20 protein-coding genes are annotated in these 21,197 nt (G+C 54.9%); 15 read left to right on the forward strand and 5 right to left on the reverse strand.

The window, feature by feature from the left end:
- The first annotated feature begins 13 nt into the window (after nt 1–13).
- The 4 genes from cyoB to cyoE are packed head-to-tail and all read left to right on the forward strand — an operon-like array spanning nt 14 to nt 3,834.
- Nucleotides 14–2,005: a cytochrome o ubiquinol oxidase subunit I gene (cyoB, locus tag ACOT0L_RS13390; protein ID WP_006809887.1), complete on the forward strand. Its 1,992-nt coding sequence runs from the start codon at nt 14–16 to the stop codon at nt 2,003–2,005.
- Complete coding sequence (locus tag ACOT0L_RS13395; protein ID WP_022647243.1) at nt 1,995–2,609, forward strand: cytochrome o ubiquinol oxidase subunit III; 615 nt, start codon at nt 1,995–1,997, stop codon at nt 2,607–2,609. Before cyoB ends, ACOT0L_RS13395 begins: the two co-directional genes overlap by 11 nt.
- A complete protein-coding gene (locus ACOT0L_RS13400; RefSeq protein WP_006809888.1) occupies nt 2,609–2,935 on the forward strand; it encodes a cytochrome o ubiquinol oxidase subunit IV in 327 nt (108 codons plus the stop codon). The genes ACOT0L_RS13395 and ACOT0L_RS13400 overlap by 1 nt, the downstream gene beginning before the upstream one ends.
- A gap of 11 nt (nt 2,936–2,946) precedes the next feature.
- Entirely contained in the window at nt 2,947–3,834 is an 888-nt protein-coding gene (gene cyoE, locus ACOT0L_RS13405; protein WP_022647242.1) for a heme o synthase, read from the forward strand.
- A gap of 40 nt (nt 3,835–3,874) precedes the next feature.
- Here cyoE and fucU read toward each other — a convergent pair whose 3' ends face one another.
- The 3 genes from fucU to fucI are packed head-to-tail and all read right to left on the reverse strand — an operon-like array spanning nt 3,875 to nt 7,527.
- A complete protein-coding gene (gene fucU, locus ACOT0L_RS13410) occupies nt 3,875–4,303 on the reverse strand; it encodes an L-fucose mutarotase (protein WP_022647241.1) in 429 nt (142 codons plus the stop codon).
- Nucleotides 4,296–5,699, reverse strand: coding sequence for an L-fuculokinase (gene fucK, locus ACOT0L_RS13415; RefSeq protein WP_185817706.1), 1,404 nt, complete (start codon nt 5,697–5,699; stop codon nt 4,296–4,298). Before fucK ends, fucU begins: the two co-directional genes overlap by 8 nt.
- A gap of 49 nt (nt 5,700–5,748) precedes the next feature.
- Nucleotides 5,749–7,527: an L-fucose isomerase gene (gene fucI, locus ACOT0L_RS13420; RefSeq protein WP_126503093.1), complete on the reverse strand. Its 1,779-nt coding sequence runs from the start codon at nt 7,525–7,527 to the stop codon at nt 5,749–5,751.
- 407 nt (nt 7,528–7,934) lie between these two features.
- Here fucI and ACOT0L_RS13425 point away from each other — a divergent pair, with 407 nt between their 5' ends.
- From ACOT0L_RS13425 to ACOT0L_RS13455, 7 genes are all read left to right on the forward strand, one after another.
- Nucleotides 7,935–9,434 (forward strand): sugar ABC transporter ATP-binding protein, encoded by a 1,500-nt coding sequence (locus ACOT0L_RS13425; protein WP_023299446.1) that lies wholly within the window; start codon nt 7,935–7,937, stop codon nt 9,432–9,434.
- Nucleotides 9,435–9,436: 2 nt separating this feature from the next.
- Nucleotides 9,437–10,420 carry an ABC transporter permease gene (locus ACOT0L_RS13430; protein ID WP_022647237.1) on the forward strand — a complete coding sequence of 328 codons (984 nt, stop codon included), beginning with the start codon at nt 9,437–9,439 and terminating at the stop codon, nt 10,418–10,420.
- A 46-nt stretch (nt 10,421–10,466) separates the two neighbouring features.
- Nucleotides 10,467–11,417: an ABC transporter substrate-binding protein gene (locus ACOT0L_RS13435; protein WP_000858088.1), complete on the forward strand. Its 951-nt coding sequence runs from the start codon at nt 10,467–10,469 to the stop codon at nt 11,415–11,417.
- 11 nt (nt 11,418–11,428) lie between these two features.
- Nucleotides 11,429–13,018, forward strand: coding sequence for an FGGY-family carbohydrate kinase (locus ACOT0L_RS13440; protein ID WP_126503095.1), 1,590 nt, complete (start codon nt 11,429–11,431; stop codon nt 13,016–13,018).
- Nucleotides 13,019–13,078: 60 nt separating this feature from the next.
- Nucleotides 13,079–14,074 (forward strand): LacI family DNA-binding transcriptional regulator, encoded by a 996-nt coding sequence (locus ACOT0L_RS13445; protein WP_023299444.1) that lies wholly within the window; start codon nt 13,079–13,081, stop codon nt 14,072–14,074.
- Nucleotides 14,075–14,102: 28 nt separating this feature from the next.
- Nucleotides 14,103–14,750 (forward strand): L-fuculose-phosphate aldolase, encoded by a 648-nt coding sequence (gene fucA / locus ACOT0L_RS13450; RefSeq protein WP_126503097.1) that lies wholly within the window; start codon nt 14,103–14,105, stop codon nt 14,748–14,750.
- A gap of 114 nt (nt 14,751–14,864) precedes the next feature.
- Nucleotides 14,865–16,226 (forward strand): MFS transporter, encoded by a 1,362-nt coding sequence (locus ACOT0L_RS13455; RefSeq protein ID WP_022647234.1) that lies wholly within the window; start codon nt 14,865–14,867, stop codon nt 16,224–16,226.
- A gap of 32 nt (nt 16,227–16,258) precedes the next feature.
- Here the strand turns inward: ACOT0L_RS13455 and ACOT0L_RS13460 are convergent, their stop codons facing one another.
- Entirely contained in the window at nt 16,259–16,750 is a 492-nt protein-coding gene (locus ACOT0L_RS13460) for a YajQ family cyclic di-GMP-binding protein (protein ID WP_022647233.1), read from the reverse strand.
- Nucleotides 16,751–16,875: 125 nt separating this feature from the next.
- Here ACOT0L_RS13460 and panE point away from each other — a divergent pair, with 125 nt between their 5' ends.
- A complete protein-coding gene (gene panE, locus ACOT0L_RS13465; protein WP_126503099.1) occupies nt 16,876–17,787 on the forward strand; it encodes a 2-dehydropantoate 2-reductase in 912 nt (303 codons plus the stop codon).
- Nucleotides 17,750–18,340, forward strand: coding sequence for a protein deglycase YajL (gene yajL, locus ACOT0L_RS13470; RefSeq protein WP_038415487.1), 591 nt, complete (start codon nt 17,750–17,752; stop codon nt 18,338–18,340). The genes panE and yajL overlap by 38 nt, the downstream gene beginning before the upstream one ends.
- Nucleotides 18,341–18,427: 87 nt before the next feature.
- On the opposite strand, the gene thiI is transcribed toward yajL, so the two are convergent.
- Nucleotides 18,428–19,876 carry a tRNA uracil 4-sulfurtransferase ThiI gene (thiI, locus tag ACOT0L_RS13475; RefSeq protein ID WP_126503101.1) on the reverse strand — a complete coding sequence of 483 codons (1,449 nt, stop codon included), beginning with the start codon at nt 19,874–19,876 and terminating at the stop codon, nt 18,428–18,430.
- 178 nt (nt 19,877–20,054) lie between these two features.
- Between thiI and xseB the strand changes: the two genes are divergently transcribed.
- Together xseB and ispA are read left to right on the forward strand one after the other, a co-directional pair.
- Nucleotides 20,055–20,297 carry an exodeoxyribonuclease VII small subunit gene (gene xseB / locus ACOT0L_RS13480; protein ID WP_003859094.1) on the forward strand — a complete coding sequence of 81 codons (243 nt, stop codon included), beginning with the start codon at nt 20,055–20,057 and terminating at the stop codon, nt 20,295–20,297.
- Complete coding sequence (gene ispA, locus ACOT0L_RS13485; RefSeq protein ID WP_126503103.1) at nt 20,298–21,197, forward strand: (2E,6E)-farnesyl diphosphate synthase; 900 nt, start codon at nt 20,298–20,300, stop codon at nt 21,195–21,197.

The raw sequence follows: 21,197 nt of genomic DNA on the forward strand, positions 1-21,197 counted from the left end.
GCCGAGGAAGAAAATGTTCGGAAAATTGACATTGGATGCGGTGCCGTACCATGAACCCATTATCATGGTTACGATTGCTGCAATTATCATTGGTGGCGCGGCCTTAGTTGGCCTGATCACTTACTTCGGTAAGTGGAGCTACCTGTGGAACGAGTGGCTGACTTCGGTTGACCACAAAAAACTCGGCATCATGTACTGCATCGTCGGTATCGTCATGTTAATTCGTGGCTTTGCGGATGCAATCATGATGCGTAGCCAGCAGGCGCTTGCGTCTGCGGGCGAAGCCGGATTCCTGCCACCGCACCACTACGATCAGATCTTTACCGCTCACGGCGTTATCATGATCTTCTTCGTGGCGATGCCGCTGGTAATCGGTCTGATGAACGTTGTCGTTCCGCTGCAAATCGGCGCGCGCGACGTTGCGTTCCCGTTCCTGAACAACCTGAGCTTCTGGTTCACCGTTGTCGGCGTTATCCTGGTTAACCTGTCACTGGGTGTGGGCGAATTTGCTCAGACCGGCTGGCTGGCCTACCCGCCACTTTCGGGAATTGAGTACAGTCCGGGCGTGGGCGTTGACTACTGGATTTGGGCGCTTCAGCTCTCCGGTGTCGGTACCACCCTGACCGGTATTAACTTCTTCGTGACCATCCTGAAGATGCGTGCACCAGGTATGACGATGTTCAAGATGCCAGTATTTACCTGGGCATCTCTGTGCGCCAACGTCCTGATTATCGCGTCGTTCCCAATTCTGACCGTCACCATCGCGCTGCTGACCCTGGATCGCTATCTGGGTACCCATTTCTTCACGAATGATATGGGTGGCAACATGATGATGTACATCAACCTGATTTGGGCCTGGGGTCACCCGGAAGTGTACATCCTGGTTCTGCCGGTGTTCGGTGTGTTCTCCGAAATCGCGGCAACCTTCTCGCGTAAACGTCTGTTTGGTTACACCTCTCTGGTGTGGGCAACCGTGTGTATTACCGTCCTGTCGTTCATCGTCTGGCTGCACCACTTCTTCACCATGGGTGCGGGCGCCAACGTAAACGCCTTCTTCGGTATTACCACTATGATTATCGCGATCCCGACCGGGGTTAAGATCTTCAACTGGCTGTTCACCATGTACCAGGGCCGTATCCAGTTCCACTCAGCGATGCTGTGGACCATCGGCTTCATCGTGACCTTCTCCGTAGGTGGGATGACCGGCGTACTGCTGGCGGTTCCGGGCGCTGACTTTGTCCTGCACAACAGTCTGTTCCTGATTGCGCACTTCCATAACGTTATCATCGGCGGCGTCGTCTTCGGCTGCTTCGCAGGTGTGACCTACTGGTGGCCAAAAGCGTTCGGTTTCACCCTGAACGAAAAATGGGGCAAACGCGCGTTCTGGTTCTGGATCATCGGCTTCTTCGTGGCGTTTATGCCGCTTTACGTGCTGGGCTTCATGGGGATGACCCGTCGTCTGAGCCAGCAGATCGATCCGCAGTTCCATCCAATGCTGATGATTGCAGCGGGCGGCGCCGCGCTGATTGCCTGCGGTATCCTGTGCCAGCTGATTCAGTACTACGTGTCTATCCGTGACCGTAACCTGAACCGCGACCTGACCGGTGACCCGTGGGGTGGCCGTACGCTGGAGTGGTCTACCTCTTCTCCACCTCCGTTCTATAACTTTGCCGTAGTGCCGCACATTCATGAGCGTGACGCATTCTGGGAAATGAAAGAAAAAGGTGAAGCGTACAAGCAACCTGAACATTACGAAGAGATCCATATGCCGAAAAACAGCGGTGCGGGCATCGTGATTGCCGCCTTCGCAACGGTATTTGGTTTCGCAATGATCTGGCACATCTGGTGGATGGCGATTGTTGGCTTCGCTGGCATCGTAATCAGCTGGATTGTGAAGAGCTTTGACGAGGACGTGGACTACTACGTACCAGTCCGTGAAGTTGAAAAGCTGGAAAACCAGCATTTTGACGAGATTTCTAAAGCGGGGCTGAAAAATGGCAACTGATACTCTGGCGCACTCGACTGCCCACGCGCATGAACATGCGCACCATGATACAGGACCGACGAAAGTCTTCGGTTTCTGGATCTACCTGATGAGCGACTGCATCCTGTTCTGCTGTCTGTTCGCAACCTATGCCGTTCTGGTGAACGGCACAGCGGGCGGCCCGACCGGTAAGGACATCTTTGAACTGCCGTTCGTTCTGGTTGAAACCGCACTGCTGTTATTCAGCTCCATCACCTACGGCATGGCGGCTATCGCCATGTACAAAAACAACAAAAGCCAGGTTGTTTCCTGGCTGGCGTTGACCTGGTTGTTTGGTGCTGGCTTTATCGGGATGGAAATCTATGAATTCCATCACCTGATTGCGGAAGGCTTTGGTCCGGATCGCAGTGGCTTCCTGTCAGCGTTCTTCGCGCTGGTCGGCACCCACGGTCTGCACGTGACCTCGGGTCTGATCTGGATGGCAGTGCTGATGTTCCAGATCTCCCGTCGCGGCCTGACCAGTACTAACCGTACCCGTATCATGTGCCTGAGCCTGTTCTGGCACTTCCTGGACGTGGTATGGATCTGTGTGTTCTCTGTTGTCTATCTGATGGGGGCGATGTAATGAGTCATTCTAACGATCATGGCGCTTCCCACGGCAGCGTAAAAACCTACATGACAGGTTTCATCCTGTCGATCATCCTGACGGTGATCCCGTTCTGGATGGTGATGAACGGTTCTGCATCTAAGCCGGTTATCCTGGGCGCAATCCTTGTGACCGCGGTGATTCAGATTCTGGTGCATCTGGTTTGCTTCCTGCACATGAACACCAAGTCCGATGAAGGCTGGAACATGACGGCCTTTATCTTTACCGTGATTATCATCGCTATCCTGGTAGTCGGTTCCATCTGGATTATGTGGAACCTTAACTACAACATGATGGTTCACTAAGAGCGGCGAGTATGTTTAAGCAATACCTGCAAGTCACGAAACCAGGCATCATCTTTGGCAACCTGATCTCCGTAATCGGAGGGTTCCTGCTGGCCTCTAAAGGCAGCATTGATTACACCCTCTTTATTTACACGCTGGTCGGTGTGTCACTGGTGGTTGCGTCCGGTTGTGTATTTAACAACTACATCGACATGGATATCGACAAGAAGATGGAAAGGACCAAAAATCGGGTGCTGGTTAAAGGCCTGATTGCTCCTTCTGTCTCGCTGGTGTACGCCACCTTGCTGGGTATTGCTGGCTTTATGCTGCTGTGGTTTGGTGCTAACCCGCTGGCCTGCTGGCTGGGGGTGATGGGGTTCGTGGTGTATGTAGGCGTCTACAGCCTGTATATGAAACGCCACTCCGTCTACGGCACGCTGATTGGTTCTCTCTCCGGCGCTGCGCCGCCGGTGATTGGCTACTGCGCCGTCACGAACGAGTTCGACAGCGGTGCGCTGATCCTGCTGGCTATCTTTAGCCTGTGGCAGATGCCGCACTCCTACGCCATCGCGATTTTCCGCTTTAAGGATTATCAGGCAGCGAACATTCCGGTTCTGCCGGTCGTGAAAGGCATCTCAGTTGCCAAAAACCACATCACGCTGTACATCATCGCTTTTGCCGTGGCAACGCTGATGCTCTCTCTGGGCGGTTACGCCGGATATAAATATCTGGTGGTAGCAGCTGCGGTGAGCGTCTGGTGGCTCGGCATGGCTCTGCGCGGTTACAAAGTGGAAGATGACAAGGTCTGGGCACGCAAGCTGTTTGTGTTCTCGATTGTCGCCATCACCTCCCTGTCCGTGATGATGTCCGTAGACTTCATGGTGCCAGATTCACAAAGCCTGCTGACGTACGTCTGGTAAGAAGACTGAAGTAAAAACGCCGGGTTAAACCCGGCGTTTTTTATTGGTACGGCGTAACCCCTTTCTTTAACAGTATATTGCCGTATTTCGCTGTCTCGCCTGTCACCACAATGGCGTACGCTTTCTGTGCCCGCGCATAAAACGCATAACGGTCAATACGCGTAATCCCCTCCCCTTCCGCCTCACCAAAGAGTGCGTTGCGATAGCGTGCTTCTACCTGTATATCGAGCGTATCCCCGTCGACAGGGGCCATCATCACCAGCGGTGGCGCATAGCTGTCGAGTTCAAACAGCGGTATCACCGCGGCCAGCAAATCGCTGATGAGCAGGCCATCTGCGCGGATCGTCTTTGGCCCCAGGCTGTGCGCGGGAAAGTGAGCGTCTGCAAAAATAATCTCGTCACCATGGCCCATCTCTGCCAGCGTTTTCAGCAGCTCGGGTGAAATCAGTGGGGATATCGTTTTAAGCACGGCTTTGCTCCTCAGGATAGAAATAACGGTAACGATAGTGGACCCGATCGCGAGCAGCCTCAGCGCTGGCCGTTTCTCCGACGCCCCACCATCCGTACAAAGATGCTCCCAGCACGGTCGTATCTGCATCTTCAAGAACCTTCACCGGGATCCCAAGCGCATTGGACTTGAGCTGATTCCACAGCATATTGCGGCTACCTCCCCCCACCAGCAGGAGTTCACGCGCCTTAAATTGCGCGATCGCCTCCAGCGCCTGGAGTTTTTCTTGCAGATGCACCGTGAGTCCTTCCAGGGCTGCGCGGTAAAAATGGGCTGGCGTGGTGGTGAGCGTAACGCCCTGCCAGCCGGCGAGCGGAGAATCGAGCAACTGGGTATTCATCGTGACGCCATCCGCCCCGTACGGAATTGCCGCCGCCTGATCCAGAATAGTGTCCCAGTTGACATCAGGCGACCAGAACAGCGCGCGGATCCACTCCAGTACGCCAGACGCCAGATATTGCATTCCCGGATTATAGAGCCCCGTCCGGCTATCCAGTTCGCAGGTCGCGCCCGGGTATTGCCCCAGTAAAGCGGTATCAACCTGCGAGGTGCGCGCCATTAAAATCTCCCAGGTTCCCGAAGAGAGAACCGGCTCATTAATTCCCGCACCGGCGCCAAAAAGGGCAAACTGCGTATCGTGCCCGGCGGAGATCACCGGCACACCGCAAGGCAATCCGAGTCTGGATGCAGCGTCGGGCTGCAGTTCACCCATCATCTCTCCGGGGGAAACCAGCGGCGGGAAAAGGGAATGAGGCACGCCGATCTTGCTTAAGATCGTTTCGCTGAAGCACCGCTGATGCAGATCGAACATCTGACTGGTACCGGCCATCGTGAGATCGGTCGTCATTTTTCCGGTCAGGCGATGGTTGATTAGCGAGGAGATAAAAAGCCAGGCGTGAGCACGCTGTAACAGATCGGGATGGTTGTCCTGAAGCCAGCCTAGCTTATACAACGTGTTGAAACTAAACTGCCCAACGCCGGTGATCTGCTGTAGTTCAGCCGGGGAGCATAAACGGGCAACCGCTTCCATCACCGGCACGGTTCGTGGACATTTCCAGCTGATGATCGGGTAAAGCAGTTCTCCGCGCTCATCTACCAGCGCGCCATCCACGCCAAAGGTCGTCACAATCATTCCGCACAGTTGATGCTTGCTCAGCACTGCGCTGATTTTCTGACAACAGACGGCAAAACGTTGCATGATGGCGTCGAGCGACCACTGGTGCCAGGCCGGATTTTCAGCGGCACTTTCGCTTTCGTTCGCCACCGAGGCTCGCGCCACAATATTCCCTTCAGGATCCAGCGCAATGGCGCGCACGTTCGTCGCGCCACAATCGAGAACCAGAAAACATTTTTTCATTGCGGTCCCCACAGGCTGCCAGTCCGCCGGAGCAGGCTGGCAAACCGGCTTATTGTTTGTATAACGGTCCGTAATTTTCACAGGCGCGGTAATCCTGCCCTTCCGGATCCATACCGTGAGCGCCCCAGGCCGTCGGCCGATAAATCAGCGCCTCCGGTACGTTATGCATGCACACGGGAATGCGCAGCATGGACGCCAGGGTGATGAAATCAGCACCGACGTGCCCGACGGTTAATACTCCGTGGTTAGCGCCCCAGTTCGCCATCACTGAATAGACGTCGCTGAACGGGCCTTTACCGGTCAGACGTGGGGCAAACCAGGTGGTGGGCCAGGTTGAATCGGTGCGCTTATTCAGAATGTCATGTACTTGTTCCGGCAGCTCAACACTCCAGCCTTCCGCTATCTGTAATACCGGGCCCACCCCCTTGATGAGGTTTACGCGGGTCATGGTAAATGGCACGCCACCTCGGGTGAGGAAGTTTGATGAGAAACCGCCCCCGCGAAAGTATTCATGCACCGCCGGACACCAGTGGGTTGCGGCCAGGCACGCGTTGGCTTCCTGCTCAGTAATGTCCCAGTGTGGTTTCAGGGTCGGTTTCCCCTCGGCGTCTTTCTGCTCCGCTGTACCGTCCAGTGCCGCCGAGCCGGAGTTGATCAGATGAATAATGCCCTGCTCAGCCCGTCCAGTGAGTTTCTGGCCGGTAACACGCTCAACCGACTCTGGCGACCAGTAGGTGCGCACGTCGGCAAAGATTTGCGCTGTACCGGTCATCAGATGTCCAAACAGCATTGCTACCCCGTTCAGGCTGTCATTTTCCGTCGCCACCACCAACGGCTGGCGAATACCGTTCCAGTCAAAGGAGCTGTTCAGCAGCGCCTCTGCGGTATCTCCATTTGGATACTGATCCGTCCAGTGGCGCTGTCCCTGGAACCCGGACGCGATGGCGTTATAGCCCAGAGATTCCTCCACGCGGCCCATCGCAGCGAGTTTTGGGTTACCCTGCATCATGTCGCGGATGCACATCGCCATCAGCAGACTCTCCCGGAGGATCGCGGCATTCTCCTGTTCATTGCGACGATACTGATCCGCGTTTTTATCCTCGCCGAAACGGAAATGTGCTTGCGCCCAGTCCAGGGCCAGCTCAAGTTCTTGCTCGTCGTAAATCTTATGATCGATGCGGCGACGCAGTTCGGTCATATCCACCGCCTGCACCTTCATCCCCAGCCAGGATTCAAAGAAGTTGTGATCGACAATCGAGCCCGCAATCCCCATCGAGACGCCGCCCACCGACAGATAACTTTTCCCCTTCATGCTGGCGACCGCCAGGCCCGCGCGGGCGAAGCGCAACAATTTTTCCTCAACGTCTGCCGGGATGGTCTCGTCGCCCGCATCCTGTACATCGTGGCCATATATGGAAAACGCCGGGATCCCTTTCTGGTTATGCGCCGCCAGTGCCGCCGCGAGATATACTGCCCCCGGACGCTCGGTGCCGTTAAAGCCCCAGATCGCTTTCGGACGCAGCGGATCCATATCAATGGTTTCACTCCCGTAACACCAGCAGGGGGTGACGGTGATCGTCAGACCAACGTGGCACGTGCTGAACTTCTCTTCGCAAGCAGCGGCCTCCCCCATTCCGGCAATGCAGCTATCGGCAATTACGCACTCAACGGGCGTACCGCAGGGGTGGCGTAATTTTTCACTGAGTAGCGCCGCCGTGGCTTTCGCCATGTTCATGGTCTGCTCTTCCAGAGACTCGCGTACGCCCATTCGGCGGCCATCAATAACAGGTCGAATGCCAATACGGGGTAACGCTTTTATCGTTTTCATAGCCCTTCCTCACGTTGGTTAACCTATCCGTCTCAGGGGCATAGCCGTGAAAAAGCGCCCAGGCAGCGCCGTGAACGGAAAGTGGTGAAATTTGCTAACTCGAATTAGCTTAGGGTTCACACTAAAAATGAGACAAGATAAATGTGCAGGATCTGTGAGCAGTTTCACGATGAGAGGTCAAAATTCGATCAGCGTCAGGTATTACGATTCAGCAAAAACTAAACATATCGTTTAAATTCAATCAAATAACAAAATACCTTTGCACGACGTCACAATTTGAATACAAATGATTTGGCTAAATTATAACCCTAAAATAGCTTTTAAGGACGAAAGCTAAGTCGAGTTAGCTTATTAACTAAATCACTGTGGCTTGTGATTCATTGCCTTTCCAACACAGGAATTTTGCAATGTCAGAGACTCTTATTCAGATGACGTGCATTACCAAACGCTTTCCCGGCGTGCTGGCGCTGAATCAGGTTGATTTCGATTTACGCTGCGGCGAAGTTCATGCCCTCTTAGGTGAAAACGGTGCCGGCAAATCGACGCTGATGAAAATTTTATCCGGTGTTTACCAACCTGATGCCGGTGAAATTCGCTTTGAAGGGCAATCCGTATCATTCAGCGATCCGCTAAGTGCTCAGCATGCAGGTATTACGATTATCCATCAGGAATTTAATCTCTTCCCCGATTTAACCGTGGAAGAGAATATCTTTATTGGCCGTGAATTCTGCAAAAATAGTCGCTGGCAGTTAGATAAACGCGCCCAGCGACAGGCGGTGGAGAAAATACTGCACACGCTGAATTTAAAAATCGCCCCGGACGCCCGCGTCAGTGAATTAACCGTAGCCCAGCAGCAGATGGTGGAAATTGCCAAAGCGATTTCGGTCAATGCCAAAGTGCTAATCATGGATGAACCCACCGCCGCGCTGACCGAAAGTGAAATCGAGAGTTTGTTTGACGTCACGCGGATGCTCAAGGCTCAGGGCACGGGGATTGTCTACATCTCGCACCGTCTGGAAGAGCTGGCGCTGATCGCCGATCGCGCGACCGTCATGCGCGACGGACAATACATCGCCACCGTAGATTATGAAACGGTTCAGATCGGCGAGCTTATCGCCATGATGGTTGGCCGCAATCTCGATAACATCTACCCAAAACGCCCGCCGCATCAGCGCAGAGAAAAAGTGCTGGAGGTGAACGGCCTGACGCGTAATGGTGTACTGCATGACATCAACTTTACCCTCTGGCGCGGTGAGATCCTCGGTCTCGCTGGCTTAATGGGCGCAGGCCGAACTGAACTGGGCCGGGCCCTGTTTGGCGCCGATGCGATCGATGCTGGCACCCTGACGCTGAACGGCACCCCCACACGTATTAAAGACGTGGCTGACGCCATTGAAAAAGGCATCAGCTATTTAACAGAAGACCGCAAAAAAGAGGGACTCGCCCTCGGCCTTTCTGTTGAGATGAACATTATGCTCGGCAATTACCCGGACTACGCTGGCGCCGCAGGTAATGTTGATGAAAAACGCTGCCGGGAGTCCAGCCAGAAACTGGTGGATACGCTGCGAATAAAAACGCCACATCTGGAACAGGCGGCACTGAATTTAAGCGGCGGTAATCAACAGAAGATTATTATTGCCCGCTGGGTCTGCAAAGACACCGATATTTTAATTTTTGATGAGCCAACCCGGGGAATTGACGTTGGCGCCAAGCTGGAAATCTACGAATTAATGAATCGCCTTGTCGCTAAAGGTAAATCGATCATCATGATTTCATCCGAACTGCCGGAAGTATTAGGAATGTGCGACCGCATACTCGTGATGCGCAGCGGCCGCATTGCCGGCGAAATAGCGGCTGAGCACGCCACCCAGGAAAAAATCATGCAATACGCCACGCTGGAGGATTAATCATGTCCGTTACCGTTCCATCGCCGCAAAGCGGAAGTCATACGATGAAAATAAATAAAGCGCTCCTGATGCGTCTGGCGCCTCTTTTTAGCCTGGTATTGCTGGTTCTGTTTTTCAGCTTCAGCTCACCGTTCTTCTTTAATACTGAAAATATCATGACTATCGCCCTGCAAACGGCGGTGATTGGCATCATGGCCATTGGCGTAACCTTTGTGATTATTACCGCCGGGATCGACCTGTCGCTCGGATCGGTGGTGGCGTTCTCAGGGGTTGCGGTGGGCATCGCCGCCGGGTTTGGTATGCCGTTGCCGGTCTGTATTCTGGCAGGCGTGCTCGCAGGCGGACTTTGCGGCTATGTGAACGCGTTTCTGGTCACCAAAATGACCATACCACCGTTTATTGCCACCCTCGGCTTAATGATGTCGGTACGCGGCATCAATATGGTGATGACCGATGGCCGCGCGATTTATTTTTCTGACTACCCGCAGTTCAAGCTGCTAGCACAGGGTCGCCTGTTCGACGTTCTGCCTTATCCGGTGTTCTACCTGGTCATCGTGGCACTGATCGCCATGTGGATCCTGAAGAAAACGGTGATGGGCCGCTATATCTACGCTGTCGGCAGCAATGAAACGGCGGCACACCTTTCCGGGATCAAAGTCCAGCGAGTGAAAATTTTCGTTTACGCCTTCTGCGGCCTGTTAACCGGCGTGGCCGGGGTGATCCTCGCCTCTCGTCTCAACTCAGGCCAGCCAACCGTGGGCGTGGGTTATGAGCTGGAAGCCATTGCGGCGGTAGTGATCGGCGGTACCAGTCTGATGGGCGGCGTGGGCACGATTGGCGGCACCATCATAGGCGCGTTCATTATGAGCGTGCTGAAAAACGGCCTCAATCTCATGGGCGTGTCCCAGTTCTGGCAGATGGTGGCGATGGGCGTGGTCGTCGTTGCCGCCGTCTACCTGGACACGTTACGTAAAAGAATGCGTTAGGTTCTCGATACAACAAGCCCTGCCAACCCTACAACGGAGCAAAATAATGAAAACCAGCCATATCCTGAGCGCCCTGTCGCTCGTTGCCATCCTGTCCAGCAGCGCGCTGGCAAAAGATTTAAACCTGCCGGTGGTCAGTAAAGGTTACCAGCACGAATTCTGGCAGACAGTCAAAATGGGGACGGAAGCTGCCGCAAAAGAGTTGGGTGACAAAACCAGCTACGTTGGCCCTGCCGATGAAACGCAAATCGCCGAACAGATCCAGTTAGTCGAAAACACCATGGCACAAAAGCCAAACGGCCTGTTGCTGGCCGCACTTGATGCAAACGCCCTTGCCCCGCTGGTCGAAACCGCCAACAGCCGGGGGATCAAAGTGGTGACCTTCGACTCGGGCGTGAACTCGGATATCCCGGCCAGCTTTGTCGCCACCAATAACCGTAAGGCGGGCGCACAGGCTGCGGATGCGCTGGCGGAGCAGGTAGGCCAGAAGGGGAAAGTGGGTATTATCGCCCACGTAGCCGGGACGACGTCCGCCATTGAGCGCTCTGAAGGGTTCAGCGAGCGGATGAAAGAGAAGTACCCGAATATTCAGGTACTGCCGGTGCAATACAGCGATGGCGACCCGCAAAAAGCGATGGATAAAACCATTGATATGGTTCAGGCCAACCCGGATATCGCCGGTATTTATGCCACCAACGAAGGCTCAACCCTGGGCGTTGCGAACGCTATCGACAGCCAGAATCTGAAGGGCAAAGTAAAAGTCATCGGTTTTGACAGCACCGAAGCCATCATTAACTTCCTTAAAAACGGTGTGATTCAGGGCTTCGTGGTGCAGGACGCCTATCAGATTGGTTATCAGGGCATAAAAGCGCTGAACGCGGTGATTTCCGGACAGACGGTGGCCAAAGAAATTGATATTCCAGTGAAATATGTCAATGCGCAGAATATCAACACGCCTGAAATTGATAAACTGCTGCATCCGTTTGGTAAAAAATAAGGAAGTTCATGATGAGTGACGGCTATTTCCTCGGGGTAGATGTAGGTTCAGCCAGCGTTCGTGCAGGGCTTTACTCTGCGCAAGGCGAGCGTTTGAGCTTCGCGACCCGTCCGATTTCGCAGTTTCACGCCAGCAATGCGCGCGTGGAACAATCCTCTGTGGAAATCTGGCAGCAGGTTTGTGCGGTGGTGCGGGAAGCCGTCGACTCCTCTGGGATTTCACCTGACGCCATTCATTCGATTGGCTTCGACGCCACGTGCTCGCTGGTCGCGCTGGATGCTGACGGTAACGGCCTGAGCGTCTCCCCGGACAGTCCGGCATCGCAGGACATCATTATGTGGATGGATCATCGTGCTCACGAAGAAACCGTTCACATCAATGCCACACGCGATCCGGCCCTGTGCTACGTGGGCGGCGAGGTCAGCATCGAGATGGAGTTGCCAAAACTGCTGTGGTTGCAGCGGCATCATCCTGAAACCTGGAATCAGGCCTGGCGCTTTTACGACCTTGCCGATTTTCTGGTCTGGAAAGCGACGGGCCAGGACGTCGCCAGCCTGTGCACCCTCACCTGCAAATGGAACTACCTTGCGCATGAGGCGCAGTTCAGCGAATCGCTGCTCAGAGCGGTGGGGCTGGAAAACTTACTGACAAAAATTCCCGGCACTATTCTGGACGTCGCTGAATGCGTCGGGAAACTTAGCCCGCAGGCAGCGCAAGCTCTGGGTTTGTCCGAAGAAGTGGTTGTGGCAAGCGGCATGATCGATGCCCACGCGGGTGGCGTGGCGCTGACAGGCTCACACCCGGAAGGCACGCTGGCGCTCATCAGCGGAACCTCGAACTGCCATATGCTTGCCAGTCAGACGGAGATCCATACGCCCGGCGTCTGGGGACCTTACTGGAGCGCCATGCTGCCGGGCTACTGGCTGACGGAAGGCGGGCAAAGTGCTGCCGGGGCGCTGGTCGACTGGACGTTGCGCGAGCACGGAGTCAGCGCAGAGCTGTTTGCAAAAGCAGAAGCGGCGCAATGCCATCCGGTGGCATTACTCAACGACTGGGTAGCCGCACTTGAACAGGAAGAAAAATATCCCACCCGCAACCTGCACATTCTGGCCGATCACCACGGCAACCGCTCGCCGCGTTCGCGTCCTGATGCCCGGGGCAGCGTTGTCGGTCTGACATTAGAGACCGGTGAGCGCGCGCTGGCGAGGCTCTATCTGGCTACGCTACAGGCCATTGCCTACGGCACACGACACATTATGGATACTCTGAAACATCATGGGCACACCTTGTCGCGCATTGTCATTTGTGGTGGAGCTACTCATAACCGGCTCTGGCTGCGGGAGTATGCCGATGCCACAGGCTGCGATATTCACCTTTTAGCCGAAGAAGATGCGGTCACTCTCGGCGCGGCCATTTGCGGCGCTGTGGCGAGCGGTGCATGGGCAACGCTTACCGACGCCACCCGGGAAATGGTCAAAGCCGGCGATATCATCACCTGTCGGCCGGAAACCGCGGCCTTCCACCGGCAAAAATATGAGGCGTACCTGATGCTGTGGACCCAGCAACAGGCGCTTAATCTCCTGATGCAGCAGGAAATGTAATGGCAGGATGCGTATGCTTTATCAGCAGTTTTTACGTACATTAAGGATTGAGGCGTAGCGATGGCCAAAACAGTTGAACAGATAGCGAAGGATCTGAATTTATCCGTCACCACCGTGCGGCTGGTACTGAGCGGGAAAGCCGAACAGTATCGGATCAGTGTGAAAACACAGTCCCGAATTAATGAACACGTCGAGCGCTTCGGCTATACCCTCAACCATTCGGCGCGCAGTCTGAAGTTAAACAAAACCGAGACGCTGGGGCTCATCGTGCCCAACATCTCAAACGTGTTCTTTGCAACGCTCGCCGAGAAACTCGAACTGCGCTGCCGCCGTTCGGGCTACCAGCTGATGATCAGCTGTACTTACAACGATGTGGATTACGAAAACAAGCTGGTAAAAGCTCTGATGGCGCGCAACGTGGACGGCTTATTTATCGTTCCCTCAACGCTGGAGAATCAGCAGCATCATTTGCGGCAGATCCAAAAGCCACTGGTGCTCCTCGACCGGGATTTTGGCTTTACTGACAACGCGCTGGTAGAGAGTCATAACGAGGCTGGGGGGGATGAACTGGCCCGCAATATGCTGGAAGAGTGCAAAACGCCGCTCTGGTTCCTTGTGGGCGATACCGCACTGCCCAGCATTACGGACCGTCTGAACGGCTATTTGCAGGCCCTGAAAACAGCCGGTATTCACCATCGCGAGTGGGTCATCGAAGGGCCGGACAATACGCCGGAGGGGGGATATGCCCTGATGGATTCGCTTATCGACAGCCAGGGTGTTCCGCAGGCGTTTATCGCCTCATCGTTACCCGTCCTGGAAGGGGCAATCGAAGCCCTGCGGACGCGTACCGGTACCGTGCCTCAACACATCAATATTGGCACCTTCGATGAGCACCCCATGCTGGGGTTCCTGCCTAACAGCGTCTGGTCCATGCAGCAGGATGAAGATACCTGGGCGGAAAAAGCGTTTGAACTGATGCAGCGAGCCATCGACGGCGAAGCGGTCAACGAGACGGCGAAAGTCGATATGAAGCTGGTCAAACGTTCCCGCCAGTAAAAATAAAACTGTACCCGGAGAATAAAAAATGGAACGAGCCCGATTAGCCAGAGACATTATCGACACCTGCCTTGAGATGACCCGCATGGGATTAAATCAGGGCACCGCCGGGAATATCAGCGTTCGCTATCGCGACGGTATGCTGATTACGCCGACCGGAATTCCCTACGAGCATCTGACCGAAGAGAGTATCGTCTATGTCGATGCACAGGGGCGACACGAAGAGGATAAACTGCCCTCCAGCGAATGGCGTTTTCATCAGGTTGTGTATCAGACCCGCCCGAATGCTAACGCCGTCGTCCATAACCATGCGGTTAACTGTACCGCCGTCTCGATACTCAACCGCCCCATTCCTGCTATTCACTATATGATTGCCGCCGCCGGGGGAAACTCCATTCCCTGCGCGCCTTACGCGACCTTCGGGACGCGCGCGCTGTCAGAGCATGTCGCGGTCGCGTTACGCGATCGCAAAGCGACGCTATTACAGCACCACGGCCTGATCACCTGCGAAGAAAATCTTGAGAAGGCACTGTGGCTGGCGCAGGAGGTAGAGGTGCTGGCAAAACTCTACCTGGCCACGCTGGCGATCGTGGATCCCGTTCCGGTACTCAGTGACGATGAAATTGCCATTGTTCTTGAGAAATTTAAAAGCTACGGGTTGCGCGTCGAGGCGTAATTTTTTATCCGGGGGTGCTTTTATCACACCCTCGTAATATCTCTTAAACAAACACCTATTTACCGCACTTATCACCCCGCCTAAACTATGGCCTGCTTTTTGGTAGAGGTGGTAATGAACGATTATAAAATGACGCCAGGCGAACTGCGTGCGACCTGGGGTTTAGGGACTGTTTTCTCGCTGCGGATGCTTGGCATGTTTATGGTCCTGCCCGTTCTGACCACATATGGCATGGCGTTACAGGGTGCCAGCGAAGCGCTGATTGGTCTGGCTATCGGTATCTACGGCCTGGCGCAGGCGATATTCCAGATCCCCTTTGGCCTGCTCTCCGACCGCGTGGGTCGCAAACCGCTGATTGTCGGCGGGCTGCTGGTGTTTGTACTTGGCAGCATCATCGCTGCCCTCTCCCACTCCATCTGGGGAATTATTCTTGGCCGCGCCCTGCAAGGTTCCGGGGCGATTGCCGCCGCCGTGATGGCGCTGCTGTCAGATTTAACCCGCGAGCAAAACCGCACCAAAGCCATGGCGTTTATTGGCGTCAGCTTCGGCGTCACGTTTGCCATTGCCATGGTGCTGGGGCCGATTATTACCCATTCACTCGGCCTGCACGCCCTGTTCTGGATGATAGCCGTGCTGGCAACCATCGGGATCGCACTCACGCTGTGGGTTGTGCCGGACAGTAAAAACCATGTCCTGAACCGTGAATCCGGGATGGTCAAAGGCTGCTTCAGCAAAGTCATCGCCGAGCCGCGCCTGCTTAAGCTGAACTTCGGCATTATGTGCCTGCACATTCTGCTGATGTCCACCTTTGTCGCCCTGCCCGGTCAACTTGCCGCAGCAGGTTTCCCGGCGGCAGAGCACTGGAAAATTTATCTGGTCACAATGCTGATCTCGTTTGTCTCCGTTGTGCCCTTCATTATTTACGCCGAAGTGAAGCGCAAAATGAAACGCGTCTTCGTGGGCTGCGTGGCGTTACTGTTGATTGCCGAGATTGTGCTGTGGGGCGCCGGCCCACATTTCTGGGAGCTGATCGCAGGCGTACAGCTGTTCTTCCTGGCGTTTAATCTGATGGAAGCCCTGCTGCCGTCGCTTATCAGCAAAGAGTCTCCGGCAGGATACAAAGGCACCGCGATGGGCATTTACTCCACCAGCCAGTTTCTCGGCGTGGCGATCGGCGGGTCCCTCGGCGGCTGGGTGGACGGTCTTTTTGATTCTCAGACCGTGTTCCTCGCCGGTGCGCTGCTGGCGATGCTCTGGCTGTTTGTTGCCAGCACCATGAAAGAGCCGCGCTATGTGAGTAGCCTGCGGGTAGAAATTCCCGATGACGTGGCAATCGGTGACGCGTTACAACAGCGTCTGGAAGCGACAGAGGGCGTGAGCGAAGTGCTGATTGTCCCGGAAGAGCGCAGTGCGTATGTCAAAATTGACAGCAAAGTGACTAACCGCTTTGAGGTAGAGCAGGCGCTGAAGGCGTGAAAAAATGCCCGGTTTAGCCGGGCATAATTGTCTTAATCGCGGAAGTTTTTAAACTGGAATGGCTGACCGAGATCGCCGCCACGCACCAGCGCCATCACGGATTGCAGGTCATCACGGGATTTTCCGGTCACGCGGATCTCTTCCCCCTGGATCTGCGCCTGCACTTTCAGCTTACTGTCTTTGATAAGCTTAACGATTTTTTTCTGTACCGCGCTTTCAATCCCCTGCTTCAGCTTCGCTTCCACAAACCAGGTTTTTCCGCTGTGAACAAAATCTTCCGGTACATCAAGTGAGGTCCCTTCAATGCCGCGCTTGAGCAGCTTGGCGCGCAGGATATCCAGCAGTTGGTTGACCTGGAAATCAGACTCACTCAGGACTTTGATTGTCTTGTTCGCGTCGTTCAGTTCAATGGTCGCCTCAACGCCACGAAAATCGAAACGTGACTCCACTTCACGAATAGCATTATCTACGCCGTTACGCGCTTCCTGCAGATCAACTTCAGAAACAATATCGAAAGATGGCATCTTTTCTTCTCCCTTCATTTTTGTTGCGTTGCATAATACCTGCAACGAGGCATAACGAGAAGCTTAGCTGATGGCGCTATACTTAGCGCCTTAGCACCTGGCGCAGTTGCAGGTGAGGAGGAACAATGAAAGTAACAGTGCTTGGATGCGGCGCCCTTGGTCAACTCTGGCTTAGCGCGCTATGCAAACAGGGACACGACGTTCAGGGCTGGCTGCGAATTCCCCAACCCTATTGCAGTGTGAATGTGATGGGTACAGACGGTTCAATTTTTAACGAGTCTTTGACGGCAAACGATCCGGAATTTCTCGCGAGCAGCGATCTACTGCTGGTCACGCTGAAGGCCTGGCAGGTCTCCGATGCGGTGAAAAGCCTGGCCGCCCAATTACCTGAAAGCACGCCAGTCCTGCTGATTCACAACGGTATGGGTACCATTGAAGAGCTAAAGTCTGTCCGGCAACCGCTGCTGATGGGAACAACCACCCACGCGGCACGCCGCGACGGTAACGTCATTATTCATGTTGCCAGTGGCATCACCCATATCGGCCCGGCGCGTGAACAGCCCAGCGATTACAGCTATCTTGCGGATACCCTGCAAAGCACGCTGCCTGACGTCGCCTGGCACAATAACATTCGCGCAGAACTGTGGCGCAAACTGGCGGTCAACTGCGCGATCAATCCGCTGACTGCCCTGCTGGATTGCCCTAACGGTGATCTGCGCCAGCATCCCGATCGGTTAGCGCTGATTTGCCGGGAAGTTGCCGCCGTCATTGAACGCGAAGGCTACCACACCTCAGAGTCTGATTTACGTTATTATGTCGACCAGGTCATTGAGAGTACGGCAGAAAATATCTCCTCAATGCTGCAGGATATCCGGGCTATGCGGCATACCGAAATTGATTACATTACCGGTTATCTGTTAAAACGCGCCCGGGCACACGGCATTACCGTTGCGGAAAACAGCCGTCTGTTTGAGTTAGTTAAACGAAAGGAGAGTGAGTATGAGCGCATCGGCACTGGTATGCCTCGCCCCTGGTAGCGAAGAGACAGAAGCGGTCACCACCATTGATTTGATGGTACGTGGTGGTATTAAGGTTACCACCGCCAGCGTCGCCAGCGACGGAAGTCTGGCGATTACCTGCTCGCGTGGGGTCAAGATCCTGGCAGATGCACCGCTTGTACAGGTGGCGGACGGTGATTACGACATTATCGTGCTGCCGGGCGGTCTGAAGGGCGCGGAGTGTTTCCGCGACAGCCCGCTGCTGGTTGAAACCGTTCGTCAGTTTCATCTTTCCGGGCGTATCGTCGCGGCAATCTGTGCGGCCGCAGGTACGGTACTGGTTCCGCACGACATTTTCCCCATCGGCAATATGACCGGCTTCCCAGGCCTGAAGGATACGATTCCGGATGACCAGTGGGTGGATAAACGCGTGGTCTGGGATCCGCGCGTTAACCTGCTCACCAGCCAGGGGCCGGGTACCGCCATTGATTTTGGCCTGAAGATTATTGACCTGCTGGTCGGGCGCGAAAAAGCGTACGAAGTGGCGTCATCGCTGGTGATGGCGGCAGGGATTTATAACTACTACGAGTAAAAAAAGCCGGGTGGCGGCTACGCCTTACCCGGCCTACAAGTGTACGGTACCGTAGGCCCGGTAAGCGAAGCGCCACCGGGCAATAGGCTACGGGCGATACACCTTCACGTTCGCGAAGCCCTGCTCGCGCAGGTACAGCGCCTGTAAACGGCTCATGACCCCACGTTCGCACCACAGCAGATACGTTTTGCTCTGGTCGAGATCGCCAAACTGGGTGCTCAGCTTGTAGAACGGCAGCGAAACCACCTCGACGCCTTCCACCTGCAACGGCTTGTCATCCTGCTCATCAACAGAACGAATATCCAGAATCGTATCGTTAGCACCGAAGCCGCTGACCGTCTCCACCTCAACTACGTCCTGCTCGGTCTGCTGGGCGATCTCACGGATATCGATGTTGGACGCTTCCGCCACCACTTTTTCCAGGATGCTGAAATCGAAGTTCTCTTCTTCCGCTTCGATCTTCGCCTTCACCGCTTTAATGGTTGGACTTTTTGAGATCACGCCGCAATATTCCGGCATGGTGCGGGCAAAATCTTCAGTACCGATTTTACGCGCCAGATCGATGATGTGCTCTTTATCGTGAGAGATCAGCGGACGCAGGATCAGCGTATCAGACACGTTGTCGATAAGACGCAGGTTGGTCAGCGTCTGGCTGGAGACCTGCCCCAGTGCTTCACCGGTGACCAGCGCCTGCACGCCGTAGCGCTCAGCCACTTTGGACGCCGCACGCACCATCATACGTTTCAGGACCACGCCCATCTGGCCGTCATCCACTTTCTCAAGAATTTCGCCGACCACCGGCTCAAAGTTGATCGCCACGAAACGCACGCGGTGAGAGCTGCCGAAGCGGTTCCACAGGTAATGCGCCACCTGACGTACGCCGATTTCATGCGCCGCGCCGCCCAGGTTAAAGAAGCAGTAGTGCACGCGGCAGCCGCGACGCATCAGCATATAGCTGGAAACGCCGGAATCGAACCCGCCGGAGATCAGCGACAGCACATCTTCTTGCGTGCCGATCGGGAAGCCGCCAATACCTTCATAACGGCCCTTAACCAGCAGCAGGCGATCGTTTTCGATCTCAAGATTAACGGTAACGTCCGGATTAGTCAGGCGCACGCGCGCCGTCTCAACGTGCTGGTTCAGACCGCCGCCGACATAGCGCTCAACGTCAATGGAGCTAAACTCATGCTTACCACGGCGCTTCACGCGTACGCAGAACGTTTTCCCTTCGATCTGATCGCGGTACTGTACCAGCGCCTTTTCGAAGATATCGTGCATATCGGTGAAGGGAACGTCTTCCACTTCCAGAATATGGTGAATACCCGGGATACGGGTCAGCGCGTCGCGAATATCAAGACGTTTGTTTTCGTCTTTCGCGCGGACTTCAACGTGGTCCCAGTGACGCACCACGGCGAGCATTTCGTCGTAGTGTTTTAATACGTTACGAATGTTCCCGGTGAGAATTTTAATAAAGCGCAAACGCACGGATTGGCTTTTGATGGTGATTTCAGGGAACAATTTAATGATAAACTTCATGGCGGCAATGTTTCTTAGGCAAGCTTATAAAGGCTTGTAGTGGAAAATGATACAGCAGCCCACACCCGTGGCTGCATCCAGGCGCGCAAGTATACCACCATCGCGCCACTCGCGTTATTTGATAATTGCCCTGAGTCCGTTACCATGTCAGGGCGAAAAATTTAAGAGTCAATTCACTATGCCGAAGAAAAACGACGCACCGGCCAGTTTCGAAACTGCGCTGAGTGAACTGGAGCAGATCGTTACCCGTCTTGAGAGCGGCGATCTCCCGCTGGAAGACGCGCTCAACGAATTTGAACGCGGCGTGCAGCTCGCGCGCCAGGGGCAGGTAAAACTCCAGCAGGCCGAGCAGCGTGTGCAGATCCTGCTTTCCGACAGCGAAGACGCTAAAACCACGCCATTCACACCGGACGCCGAGTAAATGGATTTTTCCAACGCGCTTCAGGCGCGCGTCATCCGCGCCAACGACGCGCTGCGCCGTTTCATTGAGCCGCAGCCTTTTCAGAACACTCCTCTGGTTGAAGCCATGCACTATGGCGCACTCTTGGGGGGTAAACGCCTGCGTCCGTTCCTGGTGTATGCCACGGGCAATATGTTCGGTATCAGCGATAACTCGCTGGACGCCCCGGCAGCCGCTGTGGAGTGTATCCACGCCTATTCGCTGATCCACGATGATTTGCCGGCCATGGACGATGACGATCTGCGTCGCGGTCAGCCGACCTGCCACATTAAGTTCGGCGAAGCGAATGCCATTCTGGCGGGTGATGCGCTGCAAACCCTGGCGTTCTCTATTCTGAGCGATGCGCCGATGGTTGAAGTGAGCGATCGCGATCGTCTGGCAATGGTGTCCGAACTGGCAATGGCCAGCGGCGTCGCCGGGATGTGCGGCGGCCAGGCGCTGGATTTAGAGGCTGAAGGTCGTCAGGTAACTCTGGAACAGCTGGAGCGCATCCACCGTCACAAAACGGGCGCCCTGATTCGGGCAGCCGTTCGTCTGGGCGCGTTGAGCGCGGGTGAACGCGGGCGTAAAGCCCTGCCGGTTCTGGACAGATACGCAGAAAGTATCGGTCTGGCTTTCCAGGTTCAGGATGACATTCTGGATGTGGTGGGCGATACTGCAACATTGGGAAAACGCCAGGGTGCGGATCAGCAGCTTGGCAAAAGTACCTACCCCGCCCTGTTGGGCCTTGAGCATGCCCAACGTAAAGCCCGGGATCTGATAGACGATGCCCGCCGGTCACTGAATGAGCTGGCCGCGCAATCGCTGGATACCTCGGCACTGGAAGCGCTAGCGGACTACATAATCCAGCGTAATAAATAA

This window comes from Enterobacter cloacae complex sp. XAL002 (assembly GCF_049236805.1).
Taxonomy (GTDB): Bacteria; Pseudomonadota; Gammaproteobacteria; order Enterobacterales; family Enterobacteriaceae; genus Enterobacter; species Enterobacter intestinihominis.

Coding starts and splice junctions, on each gene's coding strand:
- ACOT0L_RS13445 (WP_023299444.1), top strand. CDS start 13,079: ATGGCCAAAACAGTTGAACAGATAGCGAAGGATCTGAATTTATCCGTC.
- fucI (WP_126503093.1), bottom strand. CDS start 7,527: ATGAAAACGATAAAAGCGTTACCCCGTATTGGCATTCGACCTGTTATT.
- ACOT0L_RS13460 (WP_022647233.1), bottom strand. CDS start 16,750: ATGCCATCTTTCGATATTGTTTCTGAAGTTGATCTGCAGGAAGCGCGT.
- ACOT0L_RS13395 (WP_022647243.1), top strand. CDS start 1,995: ATGGCAACTGATACTCTGGCGCACTCGACTGCCCACGCGCATGAACAT.
- ACOT0L_RS13400 (WP_006809888.1), top strand. CDS start 2,609: ATGAGTCATTCTAACGATCATGGCGCTTCCCACGGCAGCGTAAAAACC.
- ACOT0L_RS13455 (WP_022647234.1), top strand. CDS start 14,865: ATGAACGATTATAAAATGACGCCAGGCGAACTGCGTGCGACCTGGGGT.
- fucA (WP_126503097.1), top strand. CDS start 14,103: ATGGAACGAGCCCGATTAGCCAGAGACATTATCGACACCTGCCTTGAG.
- panE (WP_126503099.1), top strand. CDS start 16,876: ATGAAAGTAACAGTGCTTGGATGCGGCGCCCTTGGTCAACTCTGGCTT.
- cyoB (WP_006809887.1), top strand. CDS start 14: ATGTTCGGAAAATTGACATTGGATGCGGTGCCGTACCATGAACCCATT.
- ACOT0L_RS13425 (WP_023299446.1), top strand. CDS start 7,935: ATGTCAGAGACTCTTATTCAGATGACGTGCATTACCAAACGCTTTCCC.
- xseB (WP_003859094.1), top strand. CDS start 20,055: ATGCCGAAGAAAAACGACGCACCGGCCAGTTTCGAAACTGCGCTGAGT.
- thiI (WP_126503101.1), bottom strand. CDS start 19,876: ATGAAGTTTATCATTAAATTGTTCCCTGAAATCACCATCAAAAGCCAA.
- ACOT0L_RS13440 (WP_126503095.1), top strand. CDS start 11,429: ATGAGTGACGGCTATTTCCTCGGGGTAGATGTAGGTTCAGCCAGCGTT.
- ispA (WP_126503103.1), top strand. CDS start 20,298: ATGGATTTTTCCAACGCGCTTCAGGCGCGCGTCATCCGCGCCAACGAC.
- cyoE (WP_022647242.1), top strand. CDS start 2,947: ATGTTTAAGCAATACCTGCAAGTCACGAAACCAGGCATCATCTTTGGC.
- ACOT0L_RS13430 (WP_022647237.1), top strand. CDS start 9,437: ATGTCCGTTACCGTTCCATCGCCGCAAAGCGGAAGTCATACGATGAAA.
- yajL (WP_038415487.1), top strand. CDS start 17,750: ATGAGCGCATCGGCACTGGTATGCCTCGCCCCTGGTAGCGAAGAGACA.
- ACOT0L_RS13435 (WP_000858088.1), top strand. CDS start 10,467: ATGAAAACCAGCCATATCCTGAGCGCCCTGTCGCTCGTTGCCATCCTG.
- fucK (WP_185817706.1), bottom strand. CDS start 5,699: ATGAAAAAATGTTTTCTGGTTCTCGATTGTGGCGCGACGAACGTGCGC.